The organism is Brachybacterium sp. YJGR34 (genome assembly GCF_003347015.1).
Lineage (GTDB): Bacteria > Actinomycetota > Actinomycetes > Actinomycetales > Dermabacteraceae > Brachybacterium.
In genome coordinates, this window is sequence record NZ_PNFB01000019.1 from 25401 (window position 1) to 49056 (window position 23656).

18 protein-coding genes and 1 other RNA gene are annotated in these 23656 nt (G+C 71.8%); 15 read left to right on the plus strand and 4 right to left on the minus strand.

The window, feature by feature from the left end; genetic code table 11:
- The 3 genes from CXH06_RS14410 to ssrA all read left to right on the plus strand — a co-directional run bounded on the left by CXH06_RS14410 (position 1) and on the right by ssrA (position 2591).
- Positions 1 to 1335: a M23 family metallopeptidase gene (locus tag CXH06_RS14410; protein ID WP_114855899.1), complete on the plus strand. Its 1335-nt coding sequence runs from the start codon at positions 1 to 3 to the stop codon at positions 1333 to 1335.
- Positions 1336 to 1486: 151 nt separating this feature from the next.
- Positions 1487 to 1999, plus strand: a complete 513-nt coding sequence (gene smpB, locus CXH06_RS14415) for an SsrA-binding protein SmpB (RefSeq protein WP_114855900.1) — start codon at positions 1487 to 1489, stop codon at positions 1997 to 1999.
- Positions 2000 to 2220: 221 nt separating this feature from the next.
- Positions 2221 to 2591: a transfer-messenger RNA gene (gene ssrA, locus CXH06_RS14420) on the plus strand.
- Between the two features lie 82 nt (positions 2592 to 2673).
- Here ssrA and CXH06_RS14425 read toward each other — a convergent pair.
- The gene (locus tag CXH06_RS14425) at positions 2674 to 3546 is read right to left on the minus strand and encodes a sugar phosphate isomerase/epimerase (RefSeq protein WP_114855901.1); all 873 of its coding nucleotides are present in this window, start codon (positions 3544 to 3546) and stop codon (positions 2674 to 2676) included.
- 218 nt (positions 3547 to 3764) lie between these two features.
- Between CXH06_RS14425 and CXH06_RS14430 the strand changes: the two genes are divergently transcribed.
- A complete protein-coding gene (locus CXH06_RS14430) occupies positions 3765 to 4712 on the plus strand; it encodes a phosphotransferase (protein WP_114855902.1) in 948 nt (315 codons plus the stop codon).
- Positions 4713 to 4766: 54 nt separating this feature from the next.
- On the opposite strand, the gene CXH06_RS14435 is transcribed toward CXH06_RS14430, so the two are convergent.
- The gene (locus tag CXH06_RS14435; protein ID WP_114855903.1) at positions 4767 to 5804 is read right to left on the minus strand and encodes a phosphotransferase enzyme family protein; all 1038 of its coding nucleotides are present in this window, start codon (positions 5802 to 5804) and stop codon (positions 4767 to 4769) included.
- Between the two features lie 92 nt (positions 5805 to 5896).
- On the opposite strand from CXH06_RS14435, the gene hrpA reads away from it, so the two are divergent.
- From hrpA to CXH06_RS14470, 7 genes are all read left to right on the plus strand, one after another.
- A complete protein-coding gene (gene hrpA, locus CXH06_RS14440) occupies positions 5897 to 9769 on the plus strand; it encodes an ATP-dependent RNA helicase HrpA (RefSeq protein WP_114855904.1) in 3873 nt (1290 codons plus the stop codon).
- Between the two features lie 358 nt (positions 9770 to 10127).
- Complete coding sequence (locus CXH06_RS14445) at positions 10128 to 10730, plus strand: hypothetical protein (RefSeq protein ID WP_114855905.1); 603 nt, start codon at positions 10128 to 10130, stop codon at positions 10728 to 10730.
- A 100-nt stretch (positions 10731 to 10830) separates the two neighbouring features.
- The gene (locus CXH06_RS14450; protein WP_114855906.1) at positions 10831 to 12288 is read left to right on the plus strand and encodes an NAD-dependent malic enzyme; all 1458 of its coding nucleotides are present in this window, start codon (positions 10831 to 10833) and stop codon (positions 12286 to 12288) included.
- Positions 12289 to 12836: 548 nt separating this feature from the next.
- Entirely contained in the window at positions 12837 to 14489 is a 1653-nt protein-coding gene (locus CXH06_RS14455; RefSeq protein ID WP_114855907.1) for an ABC transporter substrate-binding protein, read from the plus strand.
- A 12-nt stretch (positions 14490 to 14501) separates the two neighbouring features.
- A complete protein-coding gene (locus CXH06_RS14460; RefSeq protein ID WP_114855908.1) occupies positions 14502 to 15479 on the plus strand; it encodes an ABC transporter permease in 978 nt (325 codons plus the stop codon).
- 3 nt (positions 15480 to 15482) lie between these two features.
- Positions 15483 to 17345 carry a dipeptide/oligopeptide/nickel ABC transporter permease/ATP-binding protein gene (locus CXH06_RS14465; RefSeq protein WP_114855909.1) on the plus strand — a complete coding sequence of 621 codons (1863 nt, stop codon included), beginning with the start codon at positions 15483 to 15485 and terminating at the stop codon, positions 17343 to 17345.
- Positions 17342 to 18199 (plus strand): ABC transporter ATP-binding protein, encoded by an 858-nt coding sequence (locus tag CXH06_RS14470; RefSeq protein WP_114855910.1) that lies wholly within the window; start codon positions 17342 to 17344, stop codon positions 18197 to 18199. The genes CXH06_RS14465 and CXH06_RS14470 overlap by 4 nt, the downstream gene beginning before the upstream one ends.
- 29 nt (positions 18200 to 18228) lie before the next feature.
- On the opposite strand, the gene CXH06_RS14475 is transcribed toward CXH06_RS14470, so the two are convergent.
- Entirely contained in the window at positions 18229 to 18723 is a 495-nt protein-coding gene (locus CXH06_RS14475) for a VanZ family protein (protein ID WP_114855911.1), read from the minus strand.
- Between the two features lie 89 nt (positions 18724 to 18812).
- Between CXH06_RS14475 and CXH06_RS14480 the strand changes: the two genes are divergently transcribed.
- A complete protein-coding gene (locus tag CXH06_RS14480) occupies positions 18813 to 19190 on the plus strand; it encodes a DUF3039 domain-containing protein (RefSeq protein WP_114855912.1) in 378 nt (125 codons plus the stop codon).
- 79 nt (positions 19191 to 19269) lie between these two features.
- Entirely contained in the window at positions 19270 to 21075 is a 1806-nt protein-coding gene (locus CXH06_RS14485) for a DEAD/DEAH box helicase (protein ID WP_232820377.1), read from the plus strand.
- 39 nt (positions 21076 to 21114) lie between these two features.
- On the opposite strand, the gene CXH06_RS14490 is transcribed toward CXH06_RS14485, so the two are convergent.
- Entirely contained in the window at positions 21115 to 22494 is a 1380-nt protein-coding gene (locus tag CXH06_RS14490; protein WP_157975759.1) for a nicotinate phosphoribosyltransferase, read from the minus strand.
- Between the two features lie 142 nt (positions 22495 to 22636).
- Here CXH06_RS14490 and clpS point away from each other — a divergent pair, with 142 nt between their 5' ends.
- Both clpS and CXH06_RS14500 read left to right on the plus strand, forming a co-directional pair.
- Positions 22637 to 22960 carry an ATP-dependent Clp protease adapter ClpS gene (gene clpS / locus CXH06_RS14495; RefSeq protein ID WP_114855915.1) on the plus strand — a complete coding sequence of 108 codons (324 nt, stop codon included), beginning with the start codon at positions 22637 to 22639 and terminating at the stop codon, positions 22958 to 22960.
- The gene (locus CXH06_RS14500) at positions 22960 to 23592 is read left to right on the plus strand and encodes a DUF2017 family protein (RefSeq protein ID WP_114855916.1); all 633 of its coding nucleotides are present in this window, start codon (positions 22960 to 22962) and stop codon (positions 23590 to 23592) included. Before clpS ends, CXH06_RS14500 begins: the two co-directional genes overlap by 1 nt.
- Positions 23593 to 23656 lie beyond the last annotated feature (64 nt).

Here is a 23656-nt window from a genome sequence, read left to right on the forward strand (position 1 = left end):
ATGTCCTGGAACACTCTGCGCCGTCCCCTCAGCCTGCTCGCCGCCTCCCTCCTGGCCCTGCCCCTGCTGGCCGGCCCGGCCGTCGCCGAGGGCTCCAAGGAGGACAAGATCGCCGAGCGGAACGAGGTCGATCAGCAGCTCGAGGACCTGCGGATCGAGCTCGACGACGTCAACGAGGAGCTGGCCGACACCTACCTCGCCCTCGCCGAGACCGAGCTGCAGATCCCCGAGGCCCAGGAGGACCTCGAGGAGGCGCAGGAGGCGCTCGAGGAAGCCCAGGAGGAGGACCGGATCATCGGCGAGCGTCTCGAGGAGGCGCAGGAGGAGGAGGAGCGCCTCTCCGGCGAGGTCGAGGAGGGCCAGGAGGAGGTGGACCGCAGCGACGGCGAGCTCGCCGAGGTCGCTCTGGCCGCCTACAAGGGCGGGGCGCTGCCCAACCCCTCCACCGTGTACGTCGGCGGGGAGAGCCCGCAGGACGCCGTGGACCGGTCGATGAACTACCAGCTGACCATGTCCTCCCAGGGGACGCGGCTGGACACGCTGCGCACGGACCAGGTCGTCACCGAGAACTCCGCCGAGCGCCTCAGCGCGGTCCGCGAGGAGATCAAGGACCTCAAGGTCGAGTCCGAGGAGGCCGTCGAGCGCACCCAGGAGGCCGAGGAGGAGGCCGCCACGGCGAAGGAGGAGCTCGACGAGCTCTACGAGACGCAGCAGATCCAGCGCGACGATCTCGAGGAGCAGAAGGAGAAGCACGAGCAGGACACCTCGGATCTCGAGACCCGCAGCTCGACGCTGGACGGCGAGATCGAGGAGCTCGCCCGCCAGGAGCGCGAGCGCGAGGAGGCCGCCCGCCAGAAGGAGCAGGAGAACTCCTCCGGCGGCAGCAGCAGCAACGGCGGCAGCGGTGGCGGCGAGGCGGCGGAGGCCCCGGTCAGCTCCGCCGGCGGCTGGGTCGCCCCGGTCAGCGGGCGGCTGAACTCGAACTTCGGCTGGCGCGTCCACCCGATCTACGGGACCCGGAAGCTGCACGCGGGCGTGGACTACCCGGTGGCCTGCGGGGTGCCGGTGGGGTCCACCCATGCCGGCCGCGTGATCTCCGCCCAGTACGGCGGGCGGTCCGGCAACAAGGTGATCGTCAGCCACGGCATCCAGAACGGCAAGCTGATGACCAGCTCGTACCATCACCTCCAGAGCTACAGCGTCTCCGTGGGCGATCAGGTCTCCGCCGGCGGCACGGTGGGCACGGTGGGCACCACGGGGTCCTCCACCGGCTGCCATCTCCACTTCGAGATCCACGAGGACGGCAACGCCGTCAACCCCGCCTCGTACATCTGAGGGCGGGCGCGGCCCGCCGCGCCGTCCCGGCGGCGTGATCCGGGGACTATTCGGTCGCCTCCGACGGTGACCTCGTCGTACGCTGTGATGTCCGGTCGCACGTGGCGACCGGGACGCACCAGCATCAGCGACGCACGACAGGAGGGACCCGATGGCCGCGAAGGGGAAGAAGGCCGCCACGAAGAAGTCCGCGGCGGACGAGGGTCCCGAGAAGCGGCTCATCGCCTCGAACAAGCGGGCCCGGCACGACTACTACGTCGACCAGACCTGGGAGGCGGGCATCGTGCTGTCCGGGACCGAGGTGAAGTCCCTGCGCGACCGCGGTGCCTCCCTCGTGGACGGCTACTGCTTCATCGAGGGGGGAGAGGTGTGGATGGACGCCGTGCACATCGCCCCGTACGTCAAGGGCACGTGGACCAACCACGCCGCCCGCCGCAAGCGCAAGCTCCTCCTGCACAAGCAGGAGATCGTGAAGCTCGCCAGCAAGTCCCGCGAGAAGGGCTACACGATCGTCCCGCTGGAGATGTACTTCCTGGGCTCCCACGCGAAGGTCGTCATCGGACTGGCCCGCGGCAAGAAGGAGTGGGACAAGCGCCAGACCCTCCGCGAGAAGCAGGATCTGCGCGAGGCCCAGCGCGCCATGCGCCGGCGCGAGCTCGCCTGACCGGGCCTCGGACCGGATCCGCCGGGCGGTCGCTGCCGGCCCCGAGGCCGCAGGCTTCGCCGTGAGCTGACAGATAATCGCTTCCGTGGGTGGTCCGGCCGCGGTAGAGTAGGACGACGACGAGGGGGAGACCGCTCGTCGGTGGGTGATTGACAACAGAAGAGTGAGTGCACGGACGGCCCTGCGGGGTCGTCGATATCTGTGCTGCTTGACCCACGCTCGGGGACGATCGGTTTCGACGGTAGTTGTCCAGCGAGGGGAAGCGGGCCGAGAATCCAGAGTCATCTCGTTAATGTCCTCTGGAAACCAATAAGTGCCGAACCCAAGCGCACTGACTTCGCTCTCGCTGCCTGATCAGCGTTAGCAGTCTGGAACCCCGGGATTGCTCCTGACCCGGATCGTTCCATCATCTAAGGAGCCACTGCTGCCGACCCTCGTCATCGGGGAAGGATGAACACCTCAGAGTGACTGAGTCCGTCGACGACGTGTCTGCACGAGCGTCGGGACTGAGAACACGTCATTGCAGACTGCGCCCGGAGAAGCCCTGGCTCCGCACTATCGGACGCGGGTTCGATTCCCGCCGTCTCCACCACTGCACTCACCACGAGAGGCCCCCTTCCCTGCGCCGCGGCGCGGGGGAGGGGGCCTCTCGCTGTTCCGGGGCGCTCCCCGCCTCAGGCCGCGGTGATGAGGCTCTCGTAGCCGAGCGAGACCAGGTGCGCCCGGCTCATCGCCAGCGACTCCCAGATGTCCCGGCCGTAGGTCTGGTCCTGCTCGATGAGCAGGTGCTGCGCGCCGGAGGCGATGCCCTGCTCGATCACGGGCTTCCAGTCCAGCGTCCCGGAGCCGACCTCGGCGAACTGCACGATGTCCGCGGTCCAGTACTGCGCCCAGGCGCCCGGGGTGCCCTCGCTCATGGCGGTGAAGGTCTCGGCGGAGGGCAGGGTGATCCGGAAGTCCTTGAGATGGACCAGGTCGAGCACCCCGTCGAAGGCCGCGAGCGTGCGCTCGGGGTCACGCCCGCCGCGCTGCACCCAGTGGCAGTCGATCTCGAACCGCAGGTGCGGCGCCTTCTCCCGCAGCCTCTCCAGCAGCGTGGTCTCCTCGATCCGCGCGAACTCCACGTGGTGGTTGTGATAGCTCAGCGCGATGCCCTCCTCGGCGAGGCGCACGGCATAGCCGTCGGCCTCCGCGGCGAAGGCGTCGAAGGCCTCGGTGGAGGCGAGCGCGCCCAGCGGCATCATCCCGATCCGGATCATCGAGGTGCCCAGGCGCCGAGCGTGCTCGACGTGGAGGTCGAAGTCCTTCTCCAGCGTGATGCCCTCGCCGCCCGCGGGGGCGGAGGTCCGTGCCGAGATCGCGGCGTACTGGATGCCGAGGCTCTCGCGGGCGGCCTCCATGCCGGCCACGTTCTCCTCGGTCATCGGGATCTGCGAGACCTCCACGACCTCGAAGCCGGTCTCCTTCACCCGCTGCAGCACGGGGGTGATCCCCTGCTCCGCGACGTGGTCCTTGAGCATCATGAGCTGGATGCCGATACGTGCCATCTGCGCCTCCTGTGTCGATGCGGGCCGCGTCGCCCGAGGACGGCGGCCGCCGTCCAGTCATCCGCCGATCAGCGTATCGAGTGATGAGCGCCACCTGCGGCGATTGCCTCGGATTGCCCTCGCCGCCGTGAGGATGGTCGGCTCGTGCCCAGGGCCGGCCTGTCCAGGACAGCCGATAGTGCGTTGCCCGCGGTCCCCGGGTCGCCTACCGTGGCCGGATGACCGAGGCCCCGCCCGTCGCCCCTGCTCCGCCGCCCTCCGACCTCACCGTGAACCTCTCGCGCGTCGAACTGCTGTGCGCGCGACTGCGCCCCGAGCGGGAGGCGGAGCTCGAGAGGGTCGAGTGGAAGATCGCGAAGACGCCGCGCGGAGCGGGCTGGGACAACGTGCTGTGGCCGGTGGGCCGGCTCGCGGGGCGAGCCCTCGTGCTGCGGGTTGTGCGCCGCGAGGCCGCCCGTCCGCTGCTGCACCGGGAGACGGCGGTGCTGCGCCGGCTGCGCAGCGCCGGGGCGTCCCTGCCGATGCGGGTCCCCGAGCTGCTGGCCTCGGCGGAGGACGCCGTGCTGGTGCCCTGGTACGACGGGGTCACCGCCGCGGAGGTCCCGGCGGAGGTGCGATCGGCCACCGCGCAGGCTCTCGCCCGCATGCTCGCCGTGGTGCACTCCGGACCGGCCCCGGAGATCGCGGCCAATCCGGTGCGCGGGGTGCCTCTGGCCACCCGGGAGGACGCGTTCCGGATCGACCTCGAGCGCGCCGGCCTGCCGATCGAGCAGGACCGGCGGGCACGGGAGCGCTGGGAGCAGGGCCTCGACGCGGAGGTCTGGGAGGGCAGGCCCCTGCTGCTGCACGGTGACCCGCACCCCGGCAACGTCGTGGTCCCGCCGCGGACCGTGGGCGGAGCCCCGGTGCTCATCGACTGGGGGGACACCACCCGCGGCGACCCCGCGAGCGACCTCGGCGCCCTGCTGCTGCACGGCCCGGCGCAGCCGCTGCTGGCGACCTACCGGGAGGCCGCGTCCTGGACCGGCATCGAGGAGGACACGGTGTGGGAGGCGCTGGTGGCACGGGCCCGTGCCTGGGCCGTGCGCATGGGCCTGATGCTGGTCACGGCGTATCCGGCCGATGATCCGCTGGGCGCCGTCGGCCACCGGGCTCTGCGCGCCTGAGCCGCGGCCCGGCGCCGGGCGCCCGGCGCCGGGCACCCGGCGCCGCAGCGAGGCTCAGGACGCCGGAGCGGACTGCTCCCGCTCCGCGTGCGCGGGGAAGGCGATGATCCCGTACCAGAGGGTGAGGATCTCGAGCCACGCCGCCTCCTCCTGGTCCAGGGGAGCGACCGTCTCGTAGCCCGCCCGCAGCGCGCCGCGGGCGGCGGCGGGAGTGGGCCCCCAGTCCCGGAAGAGGGTGGCCAGATAGGTCGAGGCGCGCGCCAGGTCGTCCACCCGCACGGCCGGCTCCACCTCGTCCAGGTCCAGCACGGCCACCACCCGGGAATCCCTGATCAGGATGTTGGCGGCGCGGATGTCGTGGTGGACCAGCTGCGCGGGCGCTCGGAGCCTCGGCGCCTCCGCCAGCAGCGCGGACAGGCGGCGCGAGGCCGCGGGTGCGCGGCCCGGGTCGGACTCCGCGAGCCAGCGGCCCAGGACGGCGGACAGGTGGGCCGACGGGTCCTCCGCCGCGGGTCGCCGTGCCGCGGGCGCCGGGGCCGACGTCGGCCCCGGTGGTGCCGTCGGCCCCGGTGCCGACGGGGTCAGCGCCGCCCGGAGCTCCGGAGGCGCGCCGGCGAGCGCGGCGTGGAGGCGGGCGAGCACCGCCCCGGTGTCGTGCACCGCAGCGAGATCGGCGACATCGAGCCAGTCGCCGGAGACCTCGGGCAGTACGGCCACGGACAGCGGGCCCCGCGGTCCGTCGAGCACGGTGCGGACCTCGCCGGACCGCGACGGCAGCGGCGCGGCGACGGGGATGCCCTGGGCGGCCAGGTGCGCGAGCAGGCGCGTCGACGCCTCGAGCGTCGGGAACGATGGCACCGCCCGCGACCACTTCACGACAAGCTCTCCCGCGGGGCCCGTGACCCAGGCCAGGGCGTTGTGATCGCTGATCACCACTCGCCGCAGGGACGCGACGCGCAGATCCCAGGTCTCGGCGAGCACGGTGCGCACGAAGCGCTCGGCCTCGGCGAGATCCGCGAGGCCGAAGCGATCGCGCAGCGCGAGCTCCGGATCGTCGGACTCCCACAGCATGGACAGACCCTCGGGCAGCATCGGACTACCGTAGCCACCGCCGTGTGCAGGTGAACGCTCCACGCCGGAATCCACGAGCCCCGAGTGCGAGGGGGACGTAGAGTGGGTCCGCCATGACCACGCCCTCCACGACCCCCGGCCCGCGCATCACCTACCCCGGTGACCTCCCCGTCTCCCAGCGCCGCGAGGACATCCAGAAGGCGATCGAGGAGCACCAGGTGGTCGTGATCGCCGGCGCCACCGGCTCCGGCAAGACCACCCAGATCCCCAAGATGCTCCTCGAGCTGGGGTACGGGCAGGGCGGGTCGCTCATCGGCCACACCCAGCCGCGCCGCATCGCCGCCCGCTCCGTCGCCCAGCGCATCGCCTCCGAGCTCGGCGAGAAGCTGGGGGAGGGGACCGTCGGCTTCCAGGTCCGTTTCACCAAGGAGACCAGCCGCGGCACGCGGCTGAAGCTCATGACCGACGGCATCCTGCTGGCGGAGATCGGCCGGGACCGCCTCCTGCGGCGCTACGACGCGATCATCATCGACGAGGCCCACGAGCGCTCGCTGAACATCGACGTCATCCTCGGCTACCTGCGCCAGATCCTGCCCCAGCGCCCGGACCTGAAGATCATCATCACCTCGGCGACCATCGACCCCGAGCGCTTCGCCGAGCACTTCGCGCACGTCCTCCCCTCCGGGGAGACGGAGCCCGCGCCCATCATCGAGGTCTCCGGGCGCACCTATCCCGTGGAGATCCGCTACCGCCCGCTGGTGCTCGAGGCGGAGGTCGACGACGAGGACGAGCTCGAGGACATCCACTCCATCGAGCGCGATCTCACCCAGGCCATCACCGACGCGGTCGACGAGCTCGCCGCCGAGGGCCCCGGCGACATGCTCGTCTTCCTGCCCGGCGAGCGCGAGATCCGGGAGATCTCCGAGGCGCTCACCACCCATCTCCAGCGCGGCACGCGGGGGAGGGCCGCGCTGCCCGTGGAGGTGCTGCCGCTGTTCGGGCGGCTCTCCGCCCAGGACCAGCAGAAGATCTTCTCCCCGCCGCCGGCGGGGACGTACCGCCGCATCATCCTGTCCACGAACGTCGCCGAGACCTCCCTGACCGTTCCCGGCATCACCTACGTCATCGATGCGGGACTGGCCCGCATCTCCCGCTACTCCCAGCGCACCAAGGTCCAGCGCCTGCCGATCGAGCCGATCTCCCAGGCCAGTGCGAACCAGCGAGCGGGCCGCTCGGGCCGCACGGCACCCGGCATCGCGATCCGCCTGTTCTCCGAGGAGGACTTCGAGGGACGGCCGGAGTTCACCGAGCCGGAGATCCTGCGCACCTCGCTCGCCTCCGTGGTCCTGCTGATGACCTCGCTGGGCCTGGGGGATGTGGAGTCCTTCCCCTTCGTCGAGACTCCCGCCTCCCGCGCTATCACCGACGGGGTGCGCCTGCTCGACGAGCTCGGCGCGATCGAGGACGCCCCGCGCGAGCCGGGCGGGCGGCGGCTGACCCGCGTGGGCCGCACCCTGGCCCGCTTCCCGCTGGATCCGCGGATGGCGCGCATGCTCATCGAGGCGGATCGCCTGGGCGCTCTGCGCGAGGTGCTCGTCATCGTCGCCGCCCTCTCGATCCAGGATCCGCGCGAGCGGCCGCTGGGTCAGGAGCAGCAGGCCAAGGAGAAGCACAAGCGCTTCGAGGACGAGACCAGCGACTTCCTGGCCTTCCTGAACCTCTGGAACCACCTCCAGGACCGGCGCAAGGCCCTCTCCTCGAGCGCCTTCCGCCGCGAGGTCCGCGCCGAGCACCTCCACTACCTGCGCATCCGCGAATGGTGGGACCTCCACACGCAGCTGCGCGACATGGCCAAGGACGTCGGCCTGTCCACCAACGACAACGAGGCCTCCCCGCAGGCGATCCACCAGTCCCTGCTGGCCGGGCTGCTCAGCCACGTGGGCCTGCTCGACGACCGCACCCGCGAGTACTCCGGGGCCCGCGGTGCCCGCTTCGCGCTGTGGCCCGGCAGCGCGCTGGCCAAGAAGCGCCCGGACTTCGTGATGGTCGCCGAGCTGGTGGAGACCTCCCGGCTGTGGGGACGCACCGCCGCTCGGATCGACCCTGCCTGGGCGGAGGAGACCGGTGCGCACGTCGTCAAGCGCAGCCACTCCGAGCCCCACTGGTCCTCCAAGCGCTCCTCGGCGATGGCGCACGAGAAGGTCACCCTCTACGGGGTGCCGCTGGTCGCGGACCGCGTGGTCGGCTACGGCCGCATCGACCCCGAGGCCGCGCGGGAGATCTTCGTGCAGAACGCGCTCATCGAGGGGGACTGGCGCACCCGCCACCACTTCTTCCGCGACAACCGCGCCCTGATGGCCCAGCTCGAGGAGCTCGAGGCCAAGACCCGCCGGCGGGACCTCCTGGTCTCCGACGAGCAGCTGTTCCGCTTCTACGACCAGCGCGTCCCGGCCGAGGTCGTCTCCGGCCGCCACTTCGACACCTGGTGGAAGAAGCAGCGCCACGAGACCCCCGACCTGCTCACTCTCACCGAGCAGGACCTGCTGGTCGCCGACGACGGCACCCGCGAGGCCATCCAGGCCGACTTCCCCGACACCTGGGTGCAGGGCGACATCACCCTGCCGCTGAGCTACTCCTTCGGCGAGGTGGGGGCGAAGGGCGCCGACGGCGTCACCGCCACCATCCCCCTGGCGGTGCTGAACCGCCTAGCCGATCGCGGCTTCGACTGGCTGGTGCCCGGGATGCGGGAGGAGCTGGTCACCGAGCTGATCCGCTCCCTGCCCAAGCCGATCCGCCGTCACCTGGTCCCCGCTCCCGAGCGCGCCAAGGCGGTCGCGGCGACGCTCCACGACGACGACCCGGATGCCGGGGAGGTCTTCCTCGAGGCGGTCGCCGACGAGCTCGTGGCCCTGCCCGGCGTGCCCGAGGACCTGCCGCTGTACGGACCCGAGTTCGACCTCGGCAAGCTGCCCGCCCATCTGCGCATGCACTTCCGGGTGGTCGACGACGCGGGCCGTGAGGTCGGGGCCGGGGACGATCTCCTCGCGCTCCGGCAGCGACTGAAGAAGCGGGTCGACGCCTCGGTCTCCGCACAGTCCGACGACCTCGCCCGCCGGGACCTGCCCGGCTTCCCCGCGCAGGGGGTGCCCGCGGTGCACGAGTCCACCGTCGGCGGGCTGAAGGTCACCGGCTACCCGGCGCTCCTCGCTCGGCGCGGGGCCGACGGACGCCTGGACCGCGTGGACCTCGCCGTCCTCGCCACCGCCGACGAGCAGCACCTCGCGCACCGCGAGGGAGTCATCGCGCTGCTGGACCGTGACCTCGGCGCGGATCTCGGCGGCGTGCTGAACGCCCTGCCCAATCCCACCAAGCTCGCCGTCTCCGGCTCCTCCTACGCCTCCACCTCCGCGCTGCTGGCCGACGCCTCCCTCGCCGCCACGCTGCACCTCGCGGGCGCCGCGCAGGTGCGCAGCCGCACCGAGTACGAGGCGCTGCTGGAGCGGGTCCGCGCCGAGCACGACGCCCTGGCCGCGCAGGCGGTGAAGGACGCCGCCGCGGCCCTGGCGATGAACGCGAGGCTCCAGCGGGAGCTGAGCCGCGCCACCTCGCTGGCGGTGCTGTCCCACCTCACGCAGATCCGCGAGCACGCCGCCGGCCTGCTGGCCGAGGGATTCATCGGCCGCACGGGCACGGAGCGCCTGCCGGACCTGCGCCGCTACCTCGAGGCGGATCTGCTGCGCCTGGAGAAGCTGCCGGAGAACCCGCGACGTGACGAGCAGCTGGCCTGGCAGATCGGCGACCTCGAGCAGTACTGGGCCACGCGCCGCGCCGCGCTCTCCGCACGGCGACGCACCGACCCGGACGTGCAGGAGATCGACTGGATGCTCGAGGAGCTGCGGGTGAGCCTGTTCGCGCAGACCCTCGGCACGCGGCAGACCGTCTCCGACAAGCGGGTGCGCAAGGCCATCGCCGACCTCGCCTCCTGAGCGCGGCTCCTGTGGCGCGGGCCACCGAGCAGGGTGCCGCGGCGTGACGCAGGTCCCGTGCGGGGCGTGCGGGCGCTCACGAGCACACTTTTTACCCGCCGGGTCGCTGCGCGCCCCGCGACGGGGCTCGCCCGGGCGCCCCGGACGCCCCGACCGCGCCGCGACCGGTGAGGACACCCCTGCCGGTCCGGGTCAGCTCCGGCCCCTGCTGCGGTCATGGACGGTTCAAGCACCCCGCCGGAGGCCGCTCGGGCCCCGCGAGGTGGCTGTTCCCTGCGACCGGGGTCGGCCCCTACGGTGGCACGGCCCGACCGACCGGGGGCTTCCGCCCCCGCCTCACCTGACAAGGATGGCCCGCATGACCTCCACCTCCACCTCGCCGCTGACGCGGCGCTCCCTCGTCGCCGCCGGTGTGCTCGGTGCCGCCTCGCTCGCGACCCTCGGGAGCCTCGCCCCCGCCCGCGCGGCGGACGAGACCTGGACCGAGGAGTTCATGACCCGCGCCGAGACGCGCGAGGGCTTCCTGATCGACGGCATGGATCGCTGGCAGATCCAGAACGCCCGGTTCATCATCGCGGTGGTCCGCGGGCACGAGCTGGGGAAGGAAGCGGCCTGCATCGCCCTGAGCACCGCGATCGTCGAGTCCTGGCTGTACAACTACGAGCCCGCCGTCGACCTCGACTCCGGCGGCCTCTTCCAGCAGCGTCCCTCGATGGGCTGGGGCTCGGCCGCCGAGGTGCGGCACAAGAAGAAGGCGATCGACGCCTTCCTGGGCCTGGGCGACCACTCCGAGGCGCCCGGACTGCTCCAGGCGGTGCCGAACTATCGTCACGCCGATCCCGGGGCGGCCGCGCAGACGGTCCAGGCCTCCGCCCACCCCGAGCGCTACGCGCAGCAGGTCTCCGCCGCGCTGCGGCTGTGGGAGCGCTACGCCGACGACGTCGAGCCGTACACGGACTGACGCCGGACGGAGCCCTCGCGTCCTCGCGGGGGCCCGTCCTGGTGCGGGCCCGCGCGCGTCCTCCCGCGGGCAGGCCGGGCGCATCGGTAGGGTGTGGTGCATGTCACCGATGCCCACCGTGAGCTACTCCATCACGATCCGACTCGAGTTCGCCGCCCGCTCCGCCGCCGTCAGCGACATCACCGCGAGCATCGAGAGCCGCGGGGCCACGGTCACCGCTCTCGACGTCTCCGCCTCGGGGCCCGAGCGGATGCGCGCGGACATCACCGTGCTGACCGCCGGGCACGATCACGCGATGGAGGTCGTCGAGGAGCTGCAGGGGCTCGAGGGGGTCGAGCTGGGCAAGGTCTCCGACCGCACCTTCCTCGCCCACCTCGGCGGCAAGCTCACGGTGGAGTCGAAGCTCCCGATCCGCCACCGCGACGACCTCTCGATGATCTACACCCCGGGCGTGGCCCGGGTGGTGAAGGCCATCGCCGAGAATCCCGAGGACGCCCGCCGGCTGACCATCAAGCGCAACACCGTCGCGGTGGTCTCCGACGGCTCCGCCATCCTCGGCCTGGGCGACCTGGGGCCGCTCGCCGCGATGCCCGTCATGGAGGGCAAGGCCGCGCTGTTCAAGCGCTTCGCCGGCATCGATGCCTTCCCCATCTGCCTGGACGCCCATTCGGTGGACGACATCGTCGCCCACGTCAAGGCGATCGCCCCGGTCTTCGCGGGCATCAACCTCGAGGACATCTCCGCCCCGCGCTGCTTCGAGATCGAGGACCGGCTGCGCGCGGAGCTGGACATCCCCGTCTTCCACGACGACCAGCACGGCACCGCGATCGTCGTGGTGGCCGCGCTGCGCAACGCCCTGCGCGTGGTCGACAAGGACGTCGCCTCCGCCCGGATCGTGCTCTCCGGCGCCGGCGCGGCGGGCACCGCGATCCTGCGCCTGCTGCGCGCGGCCGGGGCCCGCGACGTGGTGGTCACCGACATCGACGGGATCGTCCACGAGGGGCGGACCGAGCTCACCGGCCGCCTTCCCTGGATCGCGGAGGTGACGAATCCGCGCGGCCTCACCGGCACCCTCCGTGACGCGGTCGCAGGGGCCGACGTCTTCATCGGCGTCAGCGCCGGCAACATCCTCACCGCCGCGGACGTGGCGACCATGGCCGATCGTTCGATCGTCTTCGCGATGGCCAACCCCACCCCGGAGATCGACCCCTCGGAGGCCGTCAAGCACGCCGAGGTGGTCGCCACCGGGCGCAGCGACTTCGCCAATCAGATCAACAACGTCCTCGCCTTCCCGGGCGTGTTCCGCGGGCTGCTGGACGCCCACGCCACCCGCGTCAGCGACCGCATGCTCCTCGCCGCGGCGCGGGCCCTGGCCGATGTGGTCACCGCGGAGGAGCTCAACCCCACCTACATCGTGCCCAGCGTCTTCCACGACGGGGTCACCAAGGCGGTCGCGAGCGCGGTGGAGCAGGTGGCGCGCGAGGAGGCGGGCACCGTGGACACCATCACGGGCACGATGACCGCCGTCTACGCGGACGAGATCACGCTCGAGGGCTGAGCCCGCGGACCACCAGGGGTCGGATGTCCGTGCTGCGCGACGGGGCGCCCCCCTCCCGCTCGGAGGAGCCCTGCGTCACGGATCGCCGGCACCTGCTGTTCCCTGCAGGGTGCACAACGGACATTTCGTCGACGGTTGTCAGGTGGCGCCCGGACCTTGGGTGAGACGTCGGAGCACTTCTTTGTGCAACCGGGTTACGTAATTGCCTGAACCTGTGTAGGTTGCAGGCATGTTGTTCGCGTCACACGATCGCCCGAGGCCTGATCACGGCCATCTCCGGACCGGAGGACCGCGCCCCTGCGCGCACCCTGCACGGAGCGATCGGCGGGCAGCGAGCTCGGCGAGGAGCCTCCTCCCCGGCGCGAGCGCACACCCGCACGGACGCTGCTGAGCGTTCGACGCACACGGGCGCACATCAGGGGTCGCGCGAGGACCCGGGTCCCGGCTCCTGCTCCTCTCCCTGCCCTGCGCCCCGGCCACCTGCGCCCCGCAGGCCCCGACCGCGGACGACGACGCCGCGGTCACGACTCAGGAGAAGGACCCATGCCATGACCCCAGAAGTCAGTCGCCGTGCCCTGCTGCTCGGCTCCGCCGGCGTCGCCGGAGGCACCGCACTGGTGGGCTGCTCGGCACCGGAGACCTCGACGGAGGACCTCCCGGTGCGGATCCACGCCAACGATGCGACGACCTTCCAGCCCAGCTTCAATCCGTATGCGGCAGGGTCCCTGCAGGGGCCGCACGGACTGATCTACGAGACGCTGCAGCTGTCCTCGCCGATGGACGCCGAGAATCCCGTGCCCTGGCTCGCCACCGAGGTCGCCTGGAACGAGGACGGGACCGTCCTGACGGTCCACCTGCGCGATGACGTCCGCTGGACCGACGGCGAGGTGCTCGACGCGGAGGACGTCGTCTTCACCTACGAGATGATCCGCGACAATCCGGCGACCAACGGCCTGGCCCTCGCCGTGGCAGGGGCCACCGCCCTCGACGCGACGACGGTCGAGATCTCCTTCTCGACGCCGACCTTCGTGCAGCAGGCCGACGTCTGCAGCCGGCCGATCGTCCCCGAGCACGTGTTCTCCACCTTCGACCCCGGGGCCGAGCAGATCGCCGAGCCCATGGGCAGCGGCCCCTACCGGCTCGAACGGTTCTCGGACCAGCTCTACACCTTCGTGCGCAACGACGAGCACTGGGCGGCCGAGGAGTTCGAGCCCCGCCGTCTGGCCTTCCCGTCCTTCACCACGCAGACGATGAACACCGCGCTCCAGGCCGGCGAGCTGGACTGGTCCGGCGGCTTCATCTCGAACATCGACAAGGTCTTCGTCGGCCACGATCCCGAGCACCGCGGCTACTGGTACCCGGGCGCCGGGGTCGTGAACCTCACCCTCAATCTCGAGCGCGAGCTGTGGCAGGACCTGGACCTGCGGCGCGCCATCAGCCTCGCGGTGGATCGCCTCGAGATCGCGGAGGTCGCCTACATGAACTACTTCGGGCCGCCGCATCCGACGGGCCTTCCCCGACCCACCTTCGAGGAGTACATCGCCGAGGAGTTCCAGGATCTCGAGTTCGCGGTCGACCTCGACGAGGCGAACCGACTCCTCGACGCGGCGGGATACGAGGCGGGGGAGGACGGGATCCGGGTCGCGCCCGACGGGACGCCGCTGTCGTTCCCGCTGCAGATCCCCTCGACCTACAACGACTGGGTCACCGTCGCCCAGATCCTGGGCACCCAGCTGCGCCGGATCGGGGTCGAGCTGACCCCGCGCGGGATCTCCTTCGAGAACTGGGTGGAGGCCCACCGGAGCGGGAACTACGACGTCACGATCACCACCGCCGCTGCCGGGCAGAACCCGTGGTACCTGTACCGCGCGCTGCTCTCCTCCGAGTACCGCAGCGACGACGGCGAGCCCGTCACCGCGAACTTCCAGCGCTGGTACGACGAGGAGAGCGACGAGCTGCTGAGCGAGTACTCGACGACCGAGGACCCGGAGGTCCAGCGCGAGGCGCTGGCCGGCCTCCAGCACCTCATGGTCGAGCGGCTCCCCGTGCTGCCGATCGTCATCGCGCCGAACTGGTTCAACTACAACACCGCGGACTGGACCGGCTTCCCCAGCGCGGAGGATCCGTACGCGCTGGGCTCCCCGGTCGAGGCGGGATCGCGCGTCATGATCCTGCACCGCCTGACCCGGACCGGCAGCTGAGGGAGAGAGACCATGAGATTCCTGCTGAAGAAGCTCGCCCTGTACGCCTTCATCGCCTGGGCCGCGCTGACCCTGAACTTCCTGATCCCCCGCCTGATGCCGGGTGATCCCGTCCAGGTCCTCATCGCGGCCTCCGAAGGGCAGCTCACCCCGGAGGCCGCGGAGGCGATCAAGGCGCAGTTCGGCATCACCGACGACCCGCTGCTCGTCCAGTACCTCGCCTATCTCGGCGACCTCGCGCGCCTCGACCTGGGGGTGTCGCTGAGCCACTTCCCGGTGCCGGTCAGCGACATCATCTCCGGGGCCATGCCCTGGACCCTGGGCCTGGTGGGGGTCGCCACCGTGATCAGCTTCCTGCTGGGCACGGGGCTGGGCGTGCTCCTCGCCTGGCGGCGCGGCACCTGGTCCGACCATGTGCTCCCGGCCCTCACCTTCCTCAACGCGATCCCGTACTTCTGGATGGCGCTGATCCTGGTGCTGCTCCTCGCGGTCACGCTGGGGTGGTTCCCCTATGCGGGCGGCTACGACCGCACGATGTTCCCCGAGCTGGCGCTGCCCTTCATCGGATCGGTGCTGTACCACGCGGCGCTGCCGGCGCTGACGATCGTGATCGGCTCCTTCGCGGGCTGGGTGCTGCAGATGCGCAACATGACCGTGACCGTCCTCGGCGAGGACTACGTGTCGATGGCCGAGGCGAAGGGACTGCCGCGCCGCACGGTGCTGTTCGGCTATGCCGCCCGCAACGCCATCCTCCCCAGCATCACCGGCTTCGCCCTCGCGCTCGGCGCCGTCGTCGGCGGATCGATGCTCACCGAGGTGATCTTCAACTATCCGGGCCTCGGCTACACGCTGTTCCAGGCGGTCTCCGCCCAGGACTTCCCGCTCATGCAGGGGCTGTTCCTCATCATCTCGCTGGCCGTCATCGCGGCGAACCTCATCGCCGATGCGGCCTACGTCGTCCTCGATCCTCGTACCCGGCAGGGGGCCTGAGCCATGTCCATCTCCACCCTGATCCCGCGCAGCGGGAAGGTCCGCGCCGGACTCGCCATCGTGGTCGCCTTCGTCGTGATCGCCGTGGTCGGTCCGTTCATCGCGCGGTACGACCCGAACCAGACCTCCTTCGACATGCTGGAGCCGCCGTCGGGACGGCACTGGCTGGGCACCACGCAGACCGGCCAGGACGTCTTCTCCCAGTTCATGACCGGCGCGCGGACCTCGCTGCTGGTGGGTCTGGTCGCGGGGGTCGTCTCGCAGGTGGTGTCCGTGGCCGTGGGCCTGCTGGGCGGATACCTCCGCGGCGTCGCCGACGACCTGCTGTACATCCTCACCGCGGTGTTCCTGGTGATCCCCGGCATGCCGCTGCTCATCGTGCTCACGGGCTATCTGCCCTCGCGCGGGCTGTTGTCGATCGCGGTGGTCATCGCGATCACCTCCTGGGCGGGATCGGCACGGGTCATCCGGGCCCAGACCCTCTCGCTGCGCAACCGGGAGTTCGTCGAGGCGGCCCGGGGGACGGGCGAGAGCCGCGCCCGCATCATGTTCTTCGAGGTGCTGCCCAACATGCTGCCGCTGGTCGCCTCGGGCTTCCTGTTCTCGGTCATCGGGGGCATCCTCGCCGAGGCCGGGCTCGCCTTCCTGGGCCTCGGCTCGCTGACCACCACGAGCTGGGGCTCGATGCTCTACTTCGCGCAGAACTCGCAGGCGCTGCTGTCCGGTGCCTGGTGGTGGTACGTGCCGCCGGGCCTCGCGATCGCGGTGGTCGGTGCGGGGCTCGCGCTGATCAACTTCGCGATCGACGAGTACTCCAACCCCCGGCTCCGCACCGGCTCCGCGACCCGACCCGGTCGCTCCGGCCGGCGCGCCGCGGCGGCCGTGGCCGCCGGAGCGGAGGCCGAGCTCTCCGGGGTCGCGGAGACGCTCGCCGAGAACGACAGTCCGGCGGGGCCCGGGAATGACGAGACGGCGGAGCGGACCGCCGCCCACCCGGAGTTTGATCGAGCGGACGAACCCGAACTCGCCCCGTGCCTGCGGACCTCCCCGATGCCGGGATCACCGATCATCGAGGTCGACTCCCTGCGGGTCGACTACCCCACGGCCTTCGGCACGGTGCACGCCGTGCAGGACGTCTCGCTCACCCTCCGCCGCGGGGAGATCCTGGGTCTGGCCGGGGAGTCGGGGTCCGGGAAGTCCACGCTCACCAACGCGATCACGCGGCTGCTGCGGCCCCCGGCGGAGGTCGCCGGCGGCTCGATCGTCTATCGCGCGGACGACGGCACCCCCACGGACCTGCTCCGGCTCGAGGACCAGGGGCTCCGGGCGCTGCGATGGAACGAGATCGCGGTGGTGTTCCAGAGCGCGATGAACGCCCTCAACCCCGTGACCTCCATCCGTGCCCAGTTCGACGACGTGATCCGTGTGCACCGACCGGGGCTTCCGCCCGCTCGGCGCACCGAGATCGCGGGGGAGCACCTCGAGCGCGTCGGGATCCCGGCGGATCGCATCGACGCCTACCCGCACGAGCTCTCCGGCGGCATGAAGCAGCGCGTCGCGATCGCCATCGCCCTGGTGCTGGAGCCGGACGTGATCTTCATGGACGAGCCCACCACGGCCCTGGACCTGCTGGTGCAGCGCGACGTCCTGGACCAGATCGTGCGGCTGCGCGAGGAGTACGGCTTCGCGATCGTGTTCACCACCCATGACCTGGCGCTGCTGCTGGAGATCTCCGATTCCGTCGCGGTCATGCGCCGCGGCCACCTGGTCGAGTACGGCCCGGCCCGCGACCTCTACCGGGAGCCCGGGCATCAGTACACGAAGAACCTGCTGTCCTCGCTCGAAGAACTGGGGAGCCTCGCATGACCACCACCGACACGACCACCGCTCCCGGCGCGGCCGCCGGGCCCGCCGTCGTCCTCGAGGGGCGGAACCTCGTCAAGGAGTACCCGGTCGGCGCGCGCAGCGGCCTGCTGCGGCGCCAGCAGCGGATGCGCGCGGTCGACGACGTCTCGATCGTGCTCGCCGCGGGACGGGTCACCGCCCTGGTGGGTCAGAGCGGGTCGGGGAAGTCCACGCTGGGGCGGATGCTCGCCCGTCTCATCCCCGTCACCGCGGGAGAGATCCTGCTCGAGGGCACCGAGGTGCTCTCCGCGGGGCGCATGAGCCACCGGGAGTACGTGGGGGATGTGCAGCTGACCCTCCAGGACCCCTTCGCCTCGCTGAACCCGCTGCGTCGGATCGAGTACACGCTGGGGCGGGCGGTGCGGATCCACCAGGACGTGCGCACCGCGGAGGCGGTCCACGAACGATGCCTGGCGCTGCTCGAGAGAGTCGGGCTGACCCCGGCCGAGCGGTACCTCGACCGCTTCCCGCACGAGCTCTCCGGCGGGGAGCGTCAGCGGGTCTCCTTCGCCCGGGCGCTCGCCGCCTCCCCGAAGGTCCTCATCGCCGACGAGCCGGTCTCGATGCTCGACGTGACGATCCGCAAGGAGATGCTGGACCTCATCGACGCCCTGCGACGGGACGAGGATCTCGCCGTCCTCTACATCACCCACGATCTGGGCAGCGCACGGCGCTATTCCGACGAGGTGATGGTCATGCACCACGGAAAGGTGGTCGAGGCCGGCGAGAGCCGCTCGGTCATCGACGATCCGCAGGACGAGTACACACGGCGCCTGCTGGCCGCGGCGCCGAACCCGGGAGCACGTCTGCGCTGAGCCGGCGGGGCCGTGCCGCCGACGTCCGCTCAGCGCGGAGGGCCGGCCGCGTCCTCCGGGACGTGCTCCGCCTCCATCTCGTCGTCCTCGAGCGGGTACGGATCCTCGCGCAGCGAGCGTCGGCGCTCGAGCATCCACGCTCCCACGCCCAGCGCGATGCCGATCGCATCGACCACGAGGTCGGCGCCCTCGGCCCCGCGCTGGGGCAGCAGCACCAGCTGGAACAGCTCGATGAACAGGGCATGGGCGAGGGCGACGATCACCACCCAGCCCATCGGGAAGCGCCGGAGCGGGGCCAGCAGGCGCCCGGCGGCCCAGACCGTGAGGGCGAAGACGAGCAGGTGCACGAGCTTGTCGAGCCCGGGGAGTCCGAGCCCCGGCGTCCCGTCCGGGATGGAGGGGAGGTAGAAGCCGAGGTTCGCCGCGAGGGCGAGGACCACCAGGCCCAGGCGGCCGGGCAGCGAGCCGCCCGCCTCGCGGATCTCGTCGGGGAGGCGGCGGAGGAAGTCCATGGCAGCGTCCATCGGCCGATTGTCCCAGCGGGCGCGCCTGACTCCTCGGAGGCAGGGCCGCTAGGCTCTGGGGAGCCCGACATCGATTCAGGGAGTGTGCCATGTCCTCCACGTCCGACCCGTCCCGGATGGACCCCTACGCCGACGACCCCGGCGCCGCCCCGGGCAGCACCGCGGTGCTGGACCGTCAGCTCCAGGAGAAGGAGCAGACCACCGACGACGGTGATCACGACCGGTACGCCCACTACGTGCGCAAGGACAAGATCACGCAGGCCGCTCTGGGCGGCACTCCCGTGATCGCGCTGTGCGGGAAGGTCTGGGTGCCCGGGCGCGATCCCGAGAAGTACCCGGTCTGCCCCGAGTGCAAGGAGATCTACGAGGGCATGCGCGCCCCGCGGGACGGCGGCGACGGCGACTCCGGCGGGTCGGGCGGATCCGGCCGCGGCGGCTTCCGCGGCTTCTTCGGGGGCCGTCGCTGAGGTCGGCGTCGGGGCGCGACTTCCTCACATCGGTCGCTCCGGCGGGTCGTCGGACCGCGGCGGTACGGTGGTCCACGCCGTGAATACCACTCCTTCCCTGTTCTCCGCGAGCGATCCCCGCCAGCCCTCCGAGGCGGCCGCGCGATCGCTGCCCGTGGCCTACCCGGAACGGGCGGCCTGGGGCACCGTCCCGAAGCTCCGAGCCTGGCAGTCCGAGGCGCTCGAGCTCTACCGCAGCACCGCGCCGAAGGACTTCCTCGCGGTCGCGACCCCCGGCGCCGGCAAGACCACCTTCGCCCTCCAGGTCGCTGCGGGTCTGCTCTCCGAGGGCACCGTCCGCCGGGTGACCGTGGTGGCTCCCACCGAGCACCTGAAGACCCAGTGGGCCGATGCCGCTGCGCGCGTGGGCATCTCGCTGGACCCGAACTTCTCCAACGCCCAGGGTGCCCACGGCTCCCATTACCAGGGCGTCGCGGTGACCTACGCGCAGATCGGCATGCACCCGGCGCTGCACCGCGCCCGCACCGAGGCCGAGCGCACCCTGGTGATCCTCGACGAGATCCACCACGCCGGGGACTCGCGCACCTGGGGCGACGGCGTGCGCGAGGCCTTCGATCCCGCCACGCGCCGCCTGGCCCTGACCGGCACGCCCTTCCGCTCCGACGACTCCGAGATCCCCTTCGTGACCTACGAGGAGGACGGCGAGGGCTTCGCCCGTTCGAAGGCCGACTACACCTACGGCTATGGCGAGGCGCTGCGCGACCACGTGGTGCGCCCCGTGCTGTTCATGACCTACTCGGGCCGCATGCACTGGCGCACCAAGACCGGGGACGAGGTCTCCGCGCAGCTGGGCGCGCTCGAGACGAAGGACATCACCCAGCAGGCCTGGCGCACCGCGCTGGACCCGGCGGGGGAGTGGATCCAATCGGTGCTCTCGGCCGCGGACCGCCGCCTGACCGAGGTGCGCCGCCACGTCCCCGACGCCGGCGGACTGGTCATCGCCACCGATCAGAAGGCCGCGCGCGCCTATGCCGCGACGCTGCGGGAGATCTGCGGCGAGGACCCCACCGTGGTGCTCTCCGACGACGCCGGCGCCGGCGCGCGCATCGAGGAGTTCTCCGCCTCGACGGACCGCTGGATGGTGGCCGTCCGCATGGTCTCCGAGGGCGTGGACGTGCCCCGCCTGGCCGTGGGCGTCTACGCCACCTCGACCTCCACACCGATGTTCTTCGCGCAGGCCGTGGGGCGCTTCGTGCGCTCGCGGACCCGCGGCGAGACCGCGAGCGTCTTCCTGCCCACGGTCCCGATCCTCATGGCCCACGCGGCGGAGCTCGAGGCGGAGCGGGACCACGTGCTGGACCGCCGCCCCAAGACCGGCGACCCGGAGACGGGGCTCGACGAGAGCCTCATCGAGCAGGCCAACCGCCCCGAGCAGACCAGCGATCAGCTGGAGATGTCCTTCGAGGCGCTGGAGTCCGAGGCCTCCTTCGACCGGGTGCTCTTCGACGGCGGCGAGTACGGCGCCGGCGGCATGATCGGCAGCGAGGACGAGCAGGAGTTCCTGGGGATCCCGGGCCTGCTGGACGCCGATCAGATGCGCACCGTCCTCCAGCAGCAGCAGGCCCAGCAGCAGGAGCGGCGTCAGAAGAGCGGGCCCGCGCCGGCGCAGACGCCCGGCGTGGTGGACCACCGCCGGCTCATGGAGCTGCGCAAGGAGCTCAGCACCCTGGTCTCCGCCTGGTCGAAGAAGTCGGGCTCCCCGCACGGCTCGGTGCACAACACGCTGCGCTCGCGCAGCGGGGGACCGGCCGTGGCGCAGGCCAGCGCCGAGCAGATCCAGGCCCGCATCGACATCGTCCGCGGGTGGTTCGTGGGCCGGCGCTGACGCGCGGCGAGGCCGCCGCACGGCGCGTCGACGGAGGCCTCAGCCCAGCACCCGCGCGGCCTCCACGCCGTCGGTGACGGTCTCGATCGCGACCGGGCCGTCGGGCCCGTCGGCGGCCTCGAGGCCCAGCTCCGCGAGCGAGGCCGCATGGCGGGCCCGGGCGGCCTCCACACGCGCGGGCGGGCGCAGGTCCTCGACGATCTCCCCACCGAGGATCAGCGGCCGCTGCAGCGGGCGCAGGCTGGTGCGCTGCCAGTCCGGGTTCGCCGCGCCGCTGGTCAGCTCCGCCACCAGCTCGCGCTCGAACTCGGCGATCTGCGCCTCGCCCGGCAGCACCAGCTCCGCGTGGGCGCGCTCGCCCACGCGCAGGCGGAAGGCGCGCTTGCCTGCGCCGAGGGTGGCCTTGTCCCGGGACTGCTTGCCCACGGGGTGCATCTGCCCGTCGGACCCCTCCCGCTCCACGAGCTTGTAGACGAAGCCGGGGGCGGGGCTGCCGCCGCCGGTGACCAGGCGGGTGCCGATCCCGTAGCCGTCCAGCGGGGCGCCGGCGAGCTCCTCGAGCCGGTACTCGTCCAGGTCACCGGTGGCGGTGACGCGGGTGTCCGTCGCCCCCAGGGAGTCCAGCAGCTCCCGCACCCGTCGAGACTGCTCGCCGAGGTCCCCGGAGTCCAGGCGCACGGCGCCGAGCTCGGGACCGGCGAGCTCCACCGCGGTGCGCACCGCGGTCTCCACGTCATAGGTGTCCACCAGCACGGTGGTGCCCGTCCCCTGGGCGGCCAGCTGGGCGCGGAACGCCTCCTCCTCGGTGTCGAAGAGCAGGGTGAAGGCATGCGCGGAGGTGCCCCGGACGGGGATCCGGTAGTGCGCTGCGGCGGCGAGGTTGGAGGTGGAGTCGAAGCCCACCACGTAGGCGGCGCGGGCGGCGGCGATCGCGGCGTCCTCGTGCACCCGGCGGCCGCCCATCTCGATGCAGGGACGCCCCCGTGCGGCGGTGACCATCCGCGACCCGGCCGAGGCGACGCCGCTGTCGTGGTTGAGGATCGAGAGCACCACGGTCTCCAGCAGCACAGCGTTCTCGAAGGTGCCCTCGATGCGCAGCACGGGGGAGCCGGGGAAGAACAGCTCGCCCTCCTCGTAGCCGTGCACGTCCCCCGTGAAGCGGTACTCGGCGAGGTGCTCGAGGGTGGCCTCGGAGAGCGCGCCCGTGCGGCGCAGGGCACGCAGATCGGCGTCGTCGAAGCGGAAGTCGGCGATCGCGTCGAGGACGCGGCCGGTGCCGGCGAGCGCGCCGTAGCGGCGACCCTCCGGGAGGGAGCGGGTGAACACCTCGAAGACGCAGCGCCGCGAGGCGGTGCCGGCCTCACGGGCGGCCTCCAGCATGGTCAGCTCGTAGAGGTCGGTGAGCAGGGCAGAAGTCACAGAGTCCACCGTAATGCGTGCCGGGAGGGGCGGTGGACGCGGCACGCCCCGTAGACTCGGGTGCCACCGCGTCGCGACAGCGGCCGATGCCGCGTCAGCAGCGCGGGACGAAGACGCAGCGCAGGACACAGGAGGAGCACGCATGGCGGTCGAGGTGCCGCGGGTGGATCCCGCCACGGGCTCTCGCACCGACCCCTCCGCCGCGGCGGGGACCGACCTGCAGGCCGACGGACCCTGGTGCACCGTGGTCTGGAACGATCCCGTGAACCTCATGAGCTACGTCGTGTTCGTCTTTCGCCGCTACTTCGGCTACTCCCGCGTGGTCGCCGAGCAGCTCATGATGCAGGTCCACGAGGAGGGGCGCGCGATCGTCTCGCGCGGGAGCCGGGAGCGGGTCGAGACCGACGTGCAGGCCATGCACTCCTTCGGGCTGCGGGCCACGCTGGAGAGGGCAGGGCAGGACTGATGGCGCATGCGTTCCGCCGCCGCGAGGACGGCAGCCTCGCCTGCCGGCTCGACGGCGAGGAGAAGGCGATCATCGCCCAGGTCGCCCAGGAGACCGCGGACCTGATCCGCGCGGACCTGGGCATCGAGGCGGATGCCGGGGTGCTGCGCCGCGCGGCCGACAGCGAGGATCCGCTGCGCCGGCTCGAGGCGGAGTTCGCCGGCCGGGACGCCCGCGAGCCCTCCGATTCCGCCGTGAAGCGCCTGTTCCCCGCCGCCTCCGAGGACACCGAGCTCGCGGCCGAGTACCGCCGGCTGGGGCAGCAGCACCTCGCCGAGGGCAAGCTCGCCGATCTGCGGCGGGTGATGGCCGTCCTCGATGCCGCCGGGCCCGATCACAGCGAGGTCGTCCTGGACGAGGAGGACGCCCTGGTGGTGCTCCGGGCGCTGAACGACGTGCGGATCGTGCTCGCGGACCGGCTGGACCTCCAGCGCGACGGCGACTTCGACACCGTGCGGATGCTGCAGCAGATCGGCGAACGGGTCGAGGGCGCCGCCGTCGAGGACGACGAGCACGTCAGCGCGGACATCGTCATCGCCGTGTACGAGCTGCTGTCCTGGCTGCAGGAGAGCCTGCTGCGCGCGCTCGATTGAGCGGGGCGCGACCAGCGCATGAGCAGGTGGTCTGTGACACGGCCCGCACTGAGCGTGCCGTCAC

Bases quoted from the DNA above. Each gene is read 5' to 3' on its own strand.
- CXH06_RS14410 (WP_114855899.1), top strand. From the start codon at position 1: ATGTCCTGGAACACTCTGCGCCGTCCCCTCAGCCTGCTCGCCGCCTCC.
- smpB (WP_114855900.1), top strand. From the start codon at position 1,487: ATGGCCGCGAAGGGGAAGAAGGCCGCCACGAAGAAGTCCGCGGCGGAC.
- CXH06_RS14425 (WP_114855901.1), bottom strand. From the start codon at position 3,546: ATGGCACGTATCGGCATCCAGCTCATGATGCTCAAGGACCACGTCGCG.
- CXH06_RS14430 (WP_114855902.1), top strand. From the start codon at position 3,765: ATGACCGAGGCCCCGCCCGTCGCCCCTGCTCCGCCGCCCTCCGACCTC.
- CXH06_RS14435 (WP_114855903.1), bottom strand. From the start codon at position 5,804: ATGCTGCCCGAGGGTCTGTCCATGCTGTGGGAGTCCGACGATCCGGAG.
- hrpA (WP_114855904.1), top strand. From the start codon at position 5,897: ATGACCACGCCCTCCACGACCCCCGGCCCGCGCATCACCTACCCCGGT.
- CXH06_RS14445 (WP_114855905.1), top strand. From the start codon at position 10,128: ATGACCTCCACCTCCACCTCGCCGCTGACGCGGCGCTCCCTCGTCGCC.
- CXH06_RS14450 (WP_114855906.1), top strand. From the start codon at position 10,831: ATGTCACCGATGCCCACCGTGAGCTACTCCATCACGATCCGACTCGAG.
- CXH06_RS14455 (WP_114855907.1), top strand. From the start codon at position 12,837: ATGACCCCAGAAGTCAGTCGCCGTGCCCTGCTGCTCGGCTCCGCCGGC.
- CXH06_RS14460 (WP_114855908.1), top strand. From the start codon at position 14,502: ATGAGATTCCTGCTGAAGAAGCTCGCCCTGTACGCCTTCATCGCCTGG.
- CXH06_RS14465 (WP_114855909.1), top strand. From the start codon at position 15,483: ATGTCCATCTCCACCCTGATCCCGCGCAGCGGGAAGGTCCGCGCCGGA.
- CXH06_RS14470 (WP_114855910.1), top strand. From the start codon at position 17,342: ATGACCACCACCGACACGACCACCGCTCCCGGCGCGGCCGCCGGGCCC.
- CXH06_RS14475 (WP_114855911.1), bottom strand. From the start codon at position 18,723: ATGGACGCTGCCATGGACTTCCTCCGCCGCCTCCCCGACGAGATCCGC.
- CXH06_RS14480 (WP_114855912.1), top strand. From the start codon at position 18,813: ATGTCCTCCACGTCCGACCCGTCCCGGATGGACCCCTACGCCGACGAC.
- clpS (WP_114855915.1), top strand. From the start codon at position 22,637: ATGGCGGTCGAGGTGCCGCGGGTGGATCCCGCCACGGGCTCTCGCACC.
- CXH06_RS14500 (WP_114855916.1), top strand. From the start codon at position 22,960: ATGGCGCATGCGTTCCGCCGCCGCGAGGACGGCAGCCTCGCCTGCCGG.